Source organism: Dokdonella sp., from assembly GCF_036518555.1.
Classification (GTDB): Bacteria; Pseudomonadota; Gammaproteobacteria; order Xanthomonadales; family Rhodanobacteraceae; genus Dokdonella_A.
In genome coordinates, this window is record NZ_DATDMY010000093.1 from 22,028 (window position 1) to 35,090 (window position 13,063).

General features: G+C 70.9%; 13 protein-coding genes. 9 read left to right on the plus strand and 4 right to left on the minus strand.

Going from position 1 to position 13,063, the window contains the following annotated elements; genetic code table 11:
- The first annotated feature begins 1 nt into the window (after nucleotide 1).
- The 3 genes from VI238_RS05825 to VI238_RS05835 all read left to right on the plus strand — a co-directional run bounded on the left by VI238_RS05825 (nucleotide 2) and on the right by VI238_RS05835 (nucleotide 4,179).
- Nucleotides 2–1,120: a sensor histidine kinase gene (locus VI238_RS05825; RefSeq protein ID WP_331649409.1), complete on the plus strand. Its 1,119-nt coding sequence runs from the start codon at nucleotides 2–4 to the stop codon at nucleotides 1,118–1,120.
- Nucleotides 1,113–1,883 carry a LytTR family DNA-binding domain-containing protein gene (locus VI238_RS05830; protein ID WP_331649411.1) on the plus strand — a complete coding sequence of 257 codons (771 nt, stop codon included), beginning with the start codon at nucleotides 1,113–1,115 and terminating at the stop codon, nucleotides 1,881–1,883. The genes VI238_RS05825 and VI238_RS05830 overlap by 8 nt, the downstream gene beginning before the upstream one ends.
- A 340-nt stretch (nucleotides 1,884–2,223) precedes the next feature.
- On the plus strand, nucleotides 2,224–4,179 hold the full coding sequence (locus tag VI238_RS05835; protein WP_331649413.1) for a pyrroloquinoline quinone-dependent dehydrogenase: 1,956 nt from the start codon (nucleotides 2,224–2,226) through the stop codon (nucleotides 4,177–4,179).
- 193 nt (nucleotides 4,180–4,372) lie between these two features.
- On the opposite strand, the gene VI238_RS05840 is transcribed toward VI238_RS05835, so the two are convergent.
- On the minus strand, nucleotides 4,373–4,870 hold the full coding sequence (locus tag VI238_RS05840) for a Slp family lipoprotein (RefSeq protein WP_331649415.1): 498 nt from the start codon (nucleotides 4,868–4,870) through the stop codon (nucleotides 4,373–4,375).
- Between VI238_RS05840 and VI238_RS05845 the strand changes: the two genes are divergently transcribed.
- On the plus strand, nucleotides 4,869–5,318 hold the full coding sequence (locus VI238_RS05845; protein WP_331649417.1) for a GNAT family N-acetyltransferase: 450 nt from the start codon (nucleotides 4,869–4,871) through the stop codon (nucleotides 5,316–5,318). The genes VI238_RS05840 and VI238_RS05845 overlap by 2 nt on opposite strands.
- Here VI238_RS05845 and VI238_RS05850 read toward each other — a convergent pair.
- Nucleotides 5,291–6,487 carry a cation:proton antiporter gene (locus VI238_RS05850; protein WP_331649419.1) on the minus strand — a complete coding sequence of 399 codons (1,197 nt, stop codon included), beginning with the start codon at nucleotides 6,485–6,487 and terminating at the stop codon, nucleotides 5,291–5,293. The two genes, VI238_RS05845 and VI238_RS05850, sit on opposite strands and share 28 nt — an antisense overlap.
- A 50-nt stretch (nucleotides 6,488–6,537) precedes the next feature.
- Nucleotides 6,538–7,920: a sodium:proton antiporter NhaD gene (nhaD, locus tag VI238_RS05855; RefSeq protein WP_331649421.1), complete on the minus strand. Its 1,383-nt coding sequence runs from the start codon at nucleotides 7,918–7,920 to the stop codon at nucleotides 6,538–6,540.
- A gap of 120 nt (nucleotides 7,921–8,040) precedes the next feature.
- Here nhaD and VI238_RS05860 point away from each other — a divergent pair, with 120 nt between their 5' ends.
- The 4 genes from VI238_RS05860 (at nucleotide 8,041) to VI238_RS05875 (ending at nucleotide 11,873) form a co-directional block, all read left to right on the plus strand.
- Nucleotides 8,041–9,504 (plus strand): wax ester/triacylglycerol synthase family O-acyltransferase, encoded by a 1,464-nt coding sequence (locus tag VI238_RS05860; protein ID WP_331649423.1) that lies wholly within the window; start codon nucleotides 8,041–8,043, stop codon nucleotides 9,502–9,504.
- Between the two features lie 474 nt (nucleotides 9,505–9,978).
- On the plus strand, nucleotides 9,979–10,575 hold the full coding sequence (locus VI238_RS05865) for a hypothetical protein (protein ID WP_331649425.1): 597 nt from the start codon (nucleotides 9,979–9,981) through the stop codon (nucleotides 10,573–10,575).
- 62 nt (nucleotides 10,576–10,637) lie between these two features.
- Nucleotides 10,638–11,483, plus strand: a complete 846-nt coding sequence (locus tag VI238_RS05870) for an AraC family transcriptional regulator (RefSeq protein ID WP_331649427.1) — start codon at nucleotides 10,638–10,640, stop codon at nucleotides 11,481–11,483.
- Nucleotides 11,484–11,513: 30 nt separating this feature from the next.
- The gene (locus VI238_RS05875; protein ID WP_331649429.1) at nucleotides 11,514–11,873 is read left to right on the plus strand and encodes a VOC family protein; all 360 of its coding nucleotides are present in this window, start codon (nucleotides 11,514–11,516) and stop codon (nucleotides 11,871–11,873) included.
- A 33-nt stretch (nucleotides 11,874–11,906) separates the two neighbouring features.
- Here the strand turns inward: VI238_RS05875 and VI238_RS05880 are convergent, their stop codons facing one another.
- Nucleotides 11,907–12,509: a TetR/AcrR family transcriptional regulator gene (locus VI238_RS05880; RefSeq protein ID WP_331649431.1), complete on the minus strand. Its 603-nt coding sequence runs from the start codon at nucleotides 12,507–12,509 to the stop codon at nucleotides 11,907–11,909.
- Nucleotides 12,510–12,579: 70 nt separating this feature from the next.
- Here VI238_RS05880 and VI238_RS05885 point away from each other — a divergent pair, with 70 nt between their 5' ends.
- Nucleotides 12,580–13,062 carry a hypothetical protein gene (locus VI238_RS05885; protein WP_331649433.1) on the plus strand — a complete coding sequence of 161 codons (483 nt, stop codon included), beginning with the start codon at nucleotides 12,580–12,582 and terminating at the stop codon, nucleotides 13,060–13,062.
- Nucleotide 13,063: the final 1 nt, after the last annotated feature.

Here is a 13,063-nt window from a genome sequence, read left to right on the forward strand (position 1 = left end):
CATGTCCACCGTCGACGCGGAGACCGCGGTCGCGGTGTCGGCGGAGAGCACCGCGCCGCGCGGCGTCCGGTGGCGGCCTTGGCTCGCGTATGCGGCCGCCTGGCTCGGCATCGGCCTCTGGCTCGGCATCAACGTCGTCATCGGCCATCGCAACAGCGGCAGCCGCATCCCCGCCTGGGAGCCGATGTGCTGGGAACTCAGCAGCGCGGCCGTGGTCGCGGTGCTCGCGATCGGCATCTTCCGTTTCGAGCGGCGCCATCCGCTGTCCGGGTCCGACTGGCTGCGGCGCGTGCCACTGCACGCGGCCGCGGCGATCGTGTTCTCTCTGCTGCACACGCTCGGGATGGTCGGCATCCGCAAGGCGGTCTACGCGTTCATGGGCGGCCGCTACGACTTCGGCGATCCGCTGCTCGGCTTCGCCTACGAGTTGCAGAAGGACCTCATCAGTTACGCGCTGCTCGCGGGCGCGTGCGTCGCCTGGCGCGGGCTGCGCCTGCGGCGCGAGCGCGAGCTCGCCGTACTCGAGCTCGAGCGCGACCTCGGACAGGCGCGCCTGGCCCAGCTGACCGCGCAGATCGAGCCGCATTTCATGTTCAACACGCTCAATGCGATCTCCAATCGCATGCACGAGGACGTCGAGGCGGCCGACCGCATGATCGCCGCGCTCGCCGTGCTCATGCGCGTCGCGCTCAGCGAAACCGGCGACGCGCGCGTGCGCGTGATCGACGACGTGGTCTGGCTCGAACGTTACTTCGAGCTCATGCGCGAGCGCTTTCGCGGCAAGCTCGAAACGCAGGTCGAAGTCGAGCCCGCCGCGCGCGACGCGCGCATACCGCGGCTGCTGCTGCAGCCGCTGGTCGAGAACGCGTTCGAGCACGGGCTCGCGTCGGGCCGCGGCCGCGTGCGCGTCACGATCGGCGCGAACGACACGACGGTGTTCTGCACGGTCGAGGACGACGGGCGCGGGCTTGCTCCCGACTACGTGCCCGGGGTGGGGCTCGCCAACGTGCGCCATCGGCTCCAACTCATGTATCCAGGGCGGCACCGCTTCGCGATCGGTCCGGGCAGGATCGCCGGCACGCGCATCGAGATCGAACTGCCGTTCGAGCGCGATGGCTGAGGTCCGCGTCGCGATCGTCGAGGACGAGCCGCCCGCGCGCGCGAAGCTGCGACGCCTGCTCGCGGCGCAGCCGGATTGGCGCATCGTCGGCGAAGCCGAAGACGTCGCCGGCGGTATCGCGTTGTTGCGCGACGCAGCGCCGGACCTGCTGTTCCTCGACATCCAGCTCGGCGCCGGGAACGGCTTCGACGTGCTCGTGCGCAGCGCTCCGCCGCATCCGCTCGTCGTGTTCACGACCGCCTACCACGAGCATGCGTTGCGCGCGTTCGACGTCGCCGCGCTCGACTACCTGCTCAAGCCGTTCGATCGCACGCGCTTCGTGCAATGCCTCGAACGCGTCGCCGCCCGCCTCGCGGAACGGCGCCGCGACGATGGCGCCGCCGCCGACGAGGAGCGGCTGCGCCGCGTCGGCGACCTCGGCCGCGCGGAGCGCCTCGCGCGCTTCCTCGTGCACGAGCGCGGCCGTACGCGCATCGTGCCGATCGCCGACGTGCAGCGCCTGTCGGCGTCGGGCAACTACGTCGAGGTGCACACGCGCGAGCGCTGCCACCTCGTGCGCGCGACCCTGTCGCGCCTCGCGCAACGGCTCGACCCGGGCGAATTCCTGCGCGTGCACCGCTCGCACCTCGTGCGCGCGGACTTCATCGCGGCGACCGCCCCGCGCGCGCACGGCGACCTCGCGCTGACCTTGCGCGACGGCACCGAGCTGCTGTTGAGCCGGCGCTATCGCGCGCTGCTGCCCACGGACTGGCGCGGCGGTTGATTCGGCTTCGGGCGAGGGTCCCGATCGGTAGGGGCGGAAACGCTACGGCTTGGATGTCGTCGACGCGTGCGATGCGGCCTGCGTTCGCGCGTGCCCGGCGCCCCTGCAGGAGGCCCGCGGGTTGAACCAGGCCGAACGCGGCGAGGATGCCGATGGCGACGTTCGCGAAGGTGCGCATGGCGTTGACCCGCAGACGACCCGATGGATCTTCGGACGAGCCTCCGGCGACCGCAAGGTAGGGTCCCGCCCGCGTCGCCGTCCGTCCCGTTCGTCCCATCCTGCTTGTCGCCGCGCGCGCGCCGCGCGTCCAATCGGCGCAGGGTATGGTTGAGGGACGACGATGAGGACGATCTTGCTGCTTGCGGGCTTCGCAGCCGCGCTCCCGGCGCACGCCGCGTTCGAATGGAGCGCGTACGGCGGCGACGGCCGCGGCCAGCGGCATGCGCCGCTCACGCAGATCACGCCCGCGAATGTCGGCCGGCTCGAGCTCGCCTGGACGTTCCGCACGGGTGAACTCGGCGAAAGCTTCGCGCGCGCGAAGGATGCGCTCACGTTCGAGGCGACGCCGCTCATGGTCGACGGCACGCTCTACTTCGACACCGCGACCGGCAAGGCGTTCGCGCTCGACGCCGCGACCGGTCGCATGCGCTGGCAGTTCGATGCGAAGGTACCGCGCGATCTCGACTACTCGGAGATGGCCTCGCGCGGCGTGAGTTTTTGGCGCGACGCGCGCGCCGATGCGGCCGCGCCGTGCGCGCAACGCATCCTGTTCGCGACGATCGACGCGCGCCTGATCGCGCTCGACGCGGCGGACGGCAGACCGTGCAGCGGCTTCGGCGCGAACGGCGAGGTCGTGCTCTCGAAAGGCGTGCGCCTGTCCGAGCGGCGCGTAGGCCAGTACGAGGTCACGTCGCCGCCCGCGATTGCGGGCGACGTCGCGGTGGTCGGCTCGTCGATCGGCGACGGCGGCGGCACCGACCTCGAACTCGGTGTCGTGCGCGCGTTCGACCTGCGCAGCGGCCGCGAACTCTGGCACTGGGATCCGATCCCGCGCACGGCGCGCATCCCCGCGGATGCGGCGAACGCCGACTTCGGCGAGGTCGATGCGCAACAGGCGCACTGGACCGGCGCCGCGAACGCATGGGCGCCGCTCGCGGTCGACGCCGCGCGCGGCCTCGTATTCGTCCCGACCGGCTCGGCGAGCCCCGACTTCTTCGGCGGAATGCGCCCGGGCGATTCGAAGTGGGCCAATTCGGTCGTCGCGCTGCGCGCGGCGAGCGGCGAATTCGTCTGGGGACGCCAGCTCGTGCATCACGATCTATGGGACTACGACGTCGCCTCGCAACCGATGCTCGTCGACCTCGAGCGTGACGGACGCACCGTCCCCGCGCTCGTGCAATTGCACAAGACCGGGCAGGTGTTCGTGCTGAACCGCGAGACCGGCGAACCGGTGTTCCCGATCGAGGAGCGCGCCGTGCCACAGGCTGCGGTCGAGGGCGAGACGCCGTCGCCGACGCAGCCATTCTCGTCGCTGCCGCCGCTCGTGTCGCACGCACCGGTGAAGCCCGAGGATGCGTGGGGGCTCACGTTCTGGGACCGCAACGCGTGCCGCGACCGGATCGCGGCGCTGCACAGCGAAGGCATCTACACGCCGCCGAGCCTCGCAGGCACGATCGAGCGCCCGGGATACGCGGGCGGCTCGAACTGGGGCAGCGGCGCGTGGGATCCGCAACGGCAGCTCCTGCTCGCGAACGTGATGGAGCTGCCGTTCATCGTCGCGCTGATCCCGCGCGCGGAACTCGAGGTGCAGTACGACTCCGGCCAGTACGAGGGCTGGGAATTCGCGTGGCAGCGCGGCACGCCGTACGGGATGCGCCGCACCTTGCTCAAGTCGCCGCTCGGTGCGCCGTGCACGGCGCCGCCCTGGGGCAAGCTCGTCGCGGTCGACCTCGCGCATGGCGCGATCGCATGGTCGAAGCCGCTCGGCACGTCGCGCGACCGCGCACCATGGCCGTTCTGGGGCATCGAAGGGGCACCGAACATGGGCGGCCCGCTGACGACCGCCGGCGGGCTCACGTTCATCGGCGCGACCACCGACAACTACCTGCGCGCATTCGATACCGCGACGGGTGCCGAGGTGTGGACGATGCGCCTGCCCGCCGGTGCACAGGCGACACCGATGAGCTACGAGGCCGGCGGTCGCCAGTTCGTCGTGATCGCCGCGGGCGGCCACGCGAAGATGGGCACGACGCGCGGCGACTACGTGCTTGCGTTCGCGCTGCCCGAGGGCGGGTAGGGTCGGACGCAGCGGCGCTCCCGCGCATGGCGGAGCGAGGCGGTCGAGCGCGAGTCCCATCACGTGCCATGGACGGCTCTCGCGACCTCATGATGGGCGATGCTCCGTCGAACCCGATGAAGCTCCCGGTCGAGCGTGGTCGCATCCACGCAGCGCCCTCGCCGCTGCGTCCGACCGGAGTCGACGAGCCGACTCACCGGATCCCGACGCCGACACCGACGCCGAAACTCCAGTGCCCGCGATCGTCGGGAAACTCGCGCGGCCACAGGTGGACTTCGGCATCGCGCACGCGCGGATGGACGACCTCGCTGCGGTCGATCGTGCGCACCTCGCTGCCCGCGACGCGGCCACGCAGGCTGAGCCAGCGGCCCGGCGGGAAGTCCATCGGTTCGACGAAGCCGGGCAGGACGAGCACGAAGCGACCTTGCGACGGTGCGCGCGTGTCGGGGCGCTGGCCGCGTGCGAGCGGATAGGCGACGACGGCTACTTCCGTCGTGTCGGCGAGGTTCTCGATCGCGACGATCTTCCCACCCCAGACGACCTCTGCGTCGTGATAGCGTTCGGGTGCCGCGGCGACCTCGGCAGTGGTCGGCGAGGTCGCGGGCGCGTCCTTGAGGACGGGCGCCGCGCAACCCGCGAGCGCGGCGAGCAGGATCAGCGTTGCAGGCAAACGGAGGGCGGGGCTGGGCATGGGCGAACACCACGAGCGGACGGTCGACGGCGTCCTATTCTCCACCGATCGCGCGCGCCTGGACATCGATGCGATCCACGCGTTCCTCGCCGGCGAGTCGTACTGGGTGCCCGGCATCCATCGCGAACTGGTCGAACGCTCGATCGAGCGCTCGCTGTGTTTCGGAGCCTACGAGGGCACGCGCCAGCTCGCCTTCGCTCGCGTGGTGACCGACGGCGCCGGGTTCGCCTACCTGTGCGACGTGTTCGTCGTCGACGTCGCGCGAGGGCGCGGGCTAGGCAAGCGCCTCATGGCGTTCGTGTTCGACCACCCGGATCTGCAGCGCGTGCGCCGGTTCATGCTGGCGACGCGCGACGCACACGGCCTGTATGCGCACTACGGCTTCAGGCCGCTGGCGAACCCCGCCACCTTCATGGAGCGCTACGACCCCGACGCGCTGTCGCGCTGAGCGGCTTCGCGCCGCAGCAGCAGCGAAAGCACCGGCGGCGTCACGATCGAGGTCAACAGCGACATCGCGACGATGACCGCGTAGATCTCGTTCGAGAACACGCCCGCGGCGAGGCCGAGGCTCGCGATGACGACGCCGACTTCGCCGCGCGGGATCATGCCGACGCCGACCACGAGAGCGCCGCGGCGGCCGAGCGACAGCGCCCCAAGCCAGCCGCCGGCGAGCTTGGACGCGATCGCGATGACGGTGACGACCGCGAGCATCCACAGAGCGCTCGCGCTCGCGAACACCGACAGGTCGATCTTGGCCCCGGTCACGACGAAGAAGAACGGCGTCAGCAGCGCGAGCAGCGGTTGCATCTGGTGCTCGAGCTCCTCGCGCTGCGGCACCTCCGAGGCGATCATGCCGGCAAGGAATGCGCCGATGATCGCGGCGAGCCCGAAGCCGGTCGAGAGATAGGCGAGGCCGAGGCAGATCGCGAGCGCGATCGTCAGCGGCGAGAGCGGGTTGATCGGCCGCTCGAGCCAGTGCGCGCGCGCGCGCATCACGCGCGAACCGACCCAGCCGATCACGACGACGAAGCCGACCGCTTGCGCGAGCACGAACAGGAGCCCGCTCACGTTGACGCCGGCGCCTCCCTGCAGCGACGTGACGACGCCGAGCAGCAGCATCGCGAGGATGTCATCGATGACCGCCGCGCCGAGGATGACGCGGCTCTCGATGCGCGACAGCACGCCGAGCTCCTGCAGCACGCGCGCGGTGATGCCGGCCGACGTCGCGACGAACGCGGCCGCGACGAAGAGCGAACGCGTCCATTCGAAGCCGTTGCCGTGTGCCCACAGCGCGCCGAGCGCGAACGGCACGATGACGCCGAGCACGCCGACGAGGAGGGCGCTGCGGCCGACCTTCTTGAGGTCGTCGAGGCGCGTCTCCAGGCCGACCGCGAACAGCAGCAGCACGACGCCGATCTCGGCGAGCACGTCGAGCGGCGTGCCGACGACGATCTGCTCCGGTTGCACGAGGCCGAGCGCCGAGGGGCCGATCGCGCAGCCGGCGACGATCTCGCCGACGACGCCGGGCAGCTTCAGGCGCTGCGCGATCTCCGCGCCGACTTGCGCCGCGACGAAGATCGCGAACAGCGTGAGCAGGATGTCGGCGGCGTGGTGCATCGGCGCGCTCCTTCGTATGCCCCGATGCTACCCCAGGGCGAAGCCGACGTTCAGCCGCCGAAGTGCCGCGCGTTGAGCCAGAGGTGGACGAGGATGCTCGCGGCGTAGCCGAGTGCGATGACCCCGCTCCAGCGCAGGTGCGCGCCGAACGTGTAGAGGCCGCGGGATGCGCCCATGAGCGCGACGCCGGCGGCGGAGCCGATCGAGAGCAGGCTGCCGCCGACGCCCGCGGTGAGCGTGACGAGCAGCCATTGGCCGTGATCCATCGGCGGATTCATGCCGAGCACGGCGAACATGATCGGGATGTTGTCGACGATGGCCGAGAGCACGCCGATCGCGGTATTCGCCCACGTGTAGCCGAGGCCGCCATAGAGCGCCTGCGAGGCGAGCTCGAGATAGCCGAGTGCGGCAAGCGCGCCGACGCAGGCGAACACGCCGTAGAAGAACAGCAGCGTGTCCCACTCGGCGTTCGCGATGATCCGGAAGATCGAGTAGCGCGACGGGTTCGGTTGGCCCTGGGCGAGCGCGTAGACGCGTTCCTTGCGCTCGATGCGCGAGGCGATGACGTTGAGCAGCGCGAGGCCGGTGAGCATGCCGTAGGCGGCCGGCATGCCGAGCCACTGCCGACCCGCGACCGTGATCGCGATCGTGAGCGCGAAGGCGAAACAGATGCCGAACCCGCCGACCTTCACGGGCGTGCGCGCGGCGGTCGCATCGGGTCGGCCGGCCGGCACGCTGAAGTGCATGATCGCCGCGGGTACGAGCCAGTTCACGAGCGAGGGCACGAACAGCGCGAAGAACTGCGCGAACTCCACCTTGCGCGCCTGCCACACCATGAGGGTCGTGATGTCGCCGAACGCGCTCCACGCGCCGCCGGCGTTCGCGGCGACGACGAGATTGACGAAGGCAAGGGTGACGAAGCGCGGGTTTTCCGCGCAGACGGCGAGGATGACCGCCGACATGACCAGCGCGGTCGTGAGGTTGTCGAGCACCGGCGAGATCAGGAACGCGAGCAGTCCGGTGATCCAGAACAACGCGCGGTAGCCGAAGCGCCGCCGCACGAGCTGGTCGCGCAATGCATCGAACACGCCGCGCTCGCCGATCGCGGTCACGTACGTCATCGCGACGACGAGGAAGAAGAACACCTCGGAGTACTCGAGGAACATGTGCTCGAACGCCGTCCGCGCAGGCGATGCGTCGCCCTCCGGGCGCGCCGTCCACCAGGCGATCAGTCCCCACATGAGGCCCGCGGCGAGCATGACCGGCTTGGATTTGGCGATGCGCAGGCGCTCTTCGGCGATGACCGCGGCATAGGCGAGCACGAACAGTCCGAGTGCGATCCAGCCGACCGGGTGAGCGGTGAGTCCGAACGTCGAGGTCGCTTCGGCAGCGGTCGCGGCGGCGTGCAGCGGCATGGCCAGGTCGTTCGTCATCGGTGATGGTTCCACGACATCGAATCGGCAAGGGTAGCAGCGTCGCGCCAGGAGGACGCATTGCGTTTTGCACGGCGCGCGTCGATCCTAGGAGCACCCGACGCCGCGCAAGGGACCGAGATGGCGGATACCGAGATCACGCGCGAGCCGATGTCGAAGGTGGACACGGCGTGGCTGCGCATGGAGCGGCCGACGAACCGCATGATGATCACCGGCGTGCTCATGTTCGCCGCGCCGCTCGATCCCGCGCGGATCAAGGCCCTGCTCGCCGAGCGCTTCCTCTCGTACCGCCGTTTCCTCCAGAAGCCCGTCCTCGGCGCCGGCGGCGCGTACTGGGAAACCGATACCGACTTCGACATCGACTGGCACGTGCGCGTCGCGGCGCTGCCGGGCGCCGCGGACAAGGCGGAGCTCGAGGCGTTCGTGAGCGACCTCGCGTCGACGCCGCTCGACCTGTCCAAGCCGCTCTGGCAGTTCCATGTCGTCGAGGATTACCGCGGCGGCAGCGTGCTGGTCGCGCGTATCCACCATTGCTACGCCGACGGCCTCGCGCTCGTGCAGGTGCTGCTGTCGCTCACGGACACCGCGCCGCATCCGCAGGCGCAGGCGGAACTCGCCAGGACCTGGCTGAAGCGCGACCGGGGCAGCGTGCTCGAGCGCCTGCTCGAACCGGTGCAGGGCGGCCTGCACAAGGCGGTCGCGCTCGGCGAGAAGACCTGGGCCACGCTTGCGCAGATGATGGCCGATCCCGCGGTCGCGGCCGAGTTCGCGCACGAGGGCAGCGAGATCACGCGCGAGCTCGCGATCGCGCTGACGTTGTCGGACGATCCGGTCACCGCGCTCAAGGGGCGCCTCGGCGTCGCCAAGCGCGTCGCCTGGGCCGAACCGATGCCGCTCGACGAAGTGAAGCTGCTCGGCAAGGCGCTCGGCTGCACCGTCAACGACGTGTTGCTCGCGTGCGCGGCGGGCGCGCTGCGCGGCTACCTGCGCGACCAGGGCGAGGACGTCGACGGCCTCACGATCCGCGCGACCGTGCCGGTGAACCTGCGTCCGCTCGAGCACGCGAAGAAGCTCGGCAACCACTTCGGGCTCGTTTTCCTCGACCTGCCGATCGGTGAACCGAACCCGCTGCGTCGCCTCGAGCGCGTCGCCGCCTGCATGCGCGACCTCAAGGGCCGGCGCCAGGCCGTCGTCGCCTACGGCCTGCTCGCCGCGCTCGGCATGGCGCCTGCGGCGCTGCAGGCGCCGGCGCTCGAACTGTTCAGCCGCAAGGCGAGTGCGGTCGCGACCAACGTGCCCGGGCCGCAGCAGCCGCTGTTCATGGCCGGCGTCGAAGTGCGCGAGCTCATGTTCTGGGTGCCGCAGACCGGCTCGATCGGCCTCGGCCTGTCCATCCTCAGCTACAACGGCCGCGTGCATTTCGGCGTCATCGGCGACGGCATGCGCGTGAAGGACCCCGACGCGATCGTGCAGCGATTCGGCGAGGAATTCGAGAAGCTCGTGCTGATCGCGCTCATGGAGGACTGGAGCGAGGATTTCGGCGCAGCCGACGCGGCGGCGACACTCGCCCGGTACGGCGCATAGCGGCGCCCGGCGCGCCAGGCGGCGAGGCCGACCGGCCAGGCCATGTAGGCGACCCACAGGGCGTCGCCGGTCGGCCATGCGTCGAGAGGCGGCTGCACGCTCGGAGGCGGCCATCCCGCGAGCGCGCACCAGACCAGGAAGGCGGCCAGGCCCGCGGACGGCGCGAGCGATCCGACATGCCGCGATCCCCGTCGCCAGCGCGCGGCCATGCTCGTGCTTGCGCTCGATCCCATGCTGCGCTCCTCTCGCGGCGGCCGTGGCGGCGCGCCCTGCACGGACGTCGAACCAGGGCGACCGATTTCGACACGACCCACGGCACGGGCTTCGCGCATCGCGGCACACGAGCGGATCGCCGCGCGGACGGCGACGGCATCAGGGCTTCCACAGCGCAATCAGCGAATACCTTCGTACGATACGATGGGTCCATGCTCTAATGTACGCGTCGAGGCTCGGACACCGGAGCTGCGCAATCCCATGCACAGGATGCTGCCGATCGTGCTTTGCACCGGGCTGCTGGCGGCCGCTGGCTGCGCCGGCCTGCGCTTGGCGCCGATGGGCGAGCATGCGCGCGTCGTGCTCGAAGGCGGTGAAGGGCCGGCCGACGTCGCCGAGGTCGACTACCTTCGCGCCTATCGCGACGTCCGCTGCAACGGCGCGCGCACCCGCGCCTTGACGATCGGCCCGGGCGATGCGCGCGATGCGTCGCTCGAAGTCGAGGGCTCCCAGCGCGTGTTCCTGTTCGGAACGGCCGAGCGTTGGGGCACGCGCGACGTCGCGGGCCAGCCGGGCGCCGTCGACCTCGTCGGCAACCGTTGCGAGTACCTCGTGAGTTTCATCACCGTACCCTCGCACGTCTATCGCGTATCCGAGCATGCGGGCGAGGCGGGCTGCCACATCTCGGTGATCGACGAGCAGACGGCGCGCCCACCGCCCGACCTCGCCGAGCACGACTCGACCTTGTGCAACGAGCTCGGCCGCCGGCGCCAACCGTCCGCGCCGCAACGACAGTCCGCCTGCCGGCAGGACGCTGCTCGGTCGGCGCGCGGCTCCGCTCCAGCCTGCGACGGCTAGCGCGAGCACGCCGCGACCATGCGCGGGTTGCGACGCGGGCCGGCGCTCGCTAGCCTCGTCCGATGCGGGTCACCACGCTGCTGCGCCAACCCCTGTTCACGGTGCGCGACTATCGTTGCGACGCGGGCCCGTCCGACCGTCCCTTCGTCGAGTGCTTCCGCGAGCATTCGATCTCGTACGTGCGGCGTGGCAGTTTCGGCTGCCACGCGCGTGGGGAGCGCCACGAGCTCGTCGCCGGCGCGTTCCTCATCGGCCATCCCGGCGACGAATACCTGTGCACGCACGATCATCACGCAGGCGGGGACGAATGCCTGTCGTTCCACTTCGAACCGGCCTGGATCGACCGCCTCCACGGCGGGCATGCGACATGGCGGGCCGGGGCGATGCCGCCGTTCCCCGGCCTCGTCGTGCTCGGCGAACTCGCCCAGGCCGTCGCCGACCATCGCAGCGACCTCGGGCTCGACGAGATCGCGCTGCTGCTCGCGCAACGATGGCTCGACCTGCAGGCCGGACGACGGCGTCCGCGCGGCGAAGCGAGCGCGCGCGACCGCAGGCGCGTGGTCGACACCGCGCTGTGGATCGATGCGAATGCGAACCGGGCGATCGATCTCGACGCTGCGGCCGATGAAGCCGGCCTCAGCCCGTTCCATTTCCTGCGCACGTTCGGCCGCGTCCTCGGTGTCACGCCGCACCAGTATCTCCTGCGCGCCCGCCTTCGTCGCGCCGCGCGCCTGCTCGCCGGCGACGAGCGACCGGTCACCGAGGTCGCGTACGAGGTCGGTTTCGGTGACCTGTCGAACTTCGTGCGCACGTTCGGTCGCGCCGCGGGCATGTCGCCGCGCGCGTTCCGGCGCGCCGCGCGCGGCGAGCGCAAGATTCTCCAAGAACGCCCCGGCGCGCACGCCTAGTCTCGGCGCTCCCCACGACAGGAGAGCGGCATGTACGATCATCTCGGCATCAAGGTGAAGGATCTCGGCGCGAGCGCGCGCTTCTATCGCGCGGTGCTCGCGCCGCTCGGCCATGTCGCCGACGCGTCGGGCAGCGGCTTCGGTCCACCCGACGCGCCGGGCCTGTGGCTGTACGAGCATGCGCAAGGCCCGACCGGAGGCACGCACGTCGCGTTCCGTGCCTCGAGCCGCGCCGCGGTCGACCGCTTCCATGCGCAGGGTCTCGCGCATGGCGCCCGCGACAACGGTGCGCCGGGATTGCGGCCGGACTATGCGCCGAACTATTACGCCGCGTTCCTGCTCGATCCCGACGGCAACAACGTGGAAGCGGTCTGCATGGAGGCACGCTGAGGGGGCGACGGTCGCGCGTGATCCGATGACCGGTCAGCGACAGGCGTCGACCGCGTCGGCGACGGCTCGCTGCACGAGCGCCTCGACCGCCCTCGCGCTGCGGCCGCGCACGCACAGCATCGCGTGGAACTCGAAGCTCGTCAGCGCGAACAGCACGTCGACGAGGTCGGCATCGGGCTTTGCGGTGCGCGGGAACAGGCGGCGCACGAGTGCGGCGAGACCATGGCGCCGGCGTTCGCTGCGCTCGGCGAGGCTCGCCGCGAGTTCGTCGTCGAGGCGGATGACGGCGTGGAAGCGCGGCATCGTGCGGCGGTGCGCGGTCCAGAATCGGCAGAACACGCCGACGAAGTCGCGCAACGCCGCTTCGGGGTCCTCCTGGCCGATCACCTGCGGCAGGTCGAACAGGCCGCCCGCTCGCGCGATGTCGTCGAACAAGGCTTCGAGCAGGCCGCGCTTGGACTCGAACCGGTTGTAGACGGTCAGCCGGGTCACTCCGGCGACGCGCGCGACGCCGTCGAGCGAGAAGGCGGGCTGCCCCGGTCCGCCGGCGAGCACGTCGCGCGCGGCGGCGAGGATGCGTGCGCGCGTCTCGTCCGCGGCCGCGCTGCGCACGGCACTGGAATAGGGCCGGGGCATCTTGACAGTCATGTAATTGGATATACAGTGTGTATATTCAAGGGCGGATCCGGAGAACGTCGTGGGCGATATGGGGCTCATTGTGCTGGCGCGTGCGGTTCATGTCATCGCCGGCGTGACCTGGGCGGGTGCGATGTTCGTGCTTGCGGCTGCGATCCTGCCGGCCGCGCGCGAGGCCGGCGGCGGTGCCTGGTTCGGCGCGCTCATGCGTCGCGTCGGCCCGCTGTCGGGCCTCTCGTCGTTGCTCACCGTGCTGTCGGGTGCCTACCTGTTCTTCGCCCTGCACGCGCACGACGCGACGCTCGCGGGCTGGGTGCTGCGCGTCGGCGCTCTCGCGGCGCTGCTCGCGATGGTGGTCGGGTTCACCGTCGGGCGCCCGGCCGGGCTCGAACTCGCGCGCCTGCAGCAGGCCGGCGAGGTGACGCCCGAGCAGCGGGCGCACATCGGCGCCCTCGGCCGGCGCGTCGCGCTGAGCGTGCGCACGACCGCGAGCCTGATGGCGCTGTCGGTCCTCGCGATGGGCGTGTTCCGCTACGTCGTCGCGCTCGCCTGAC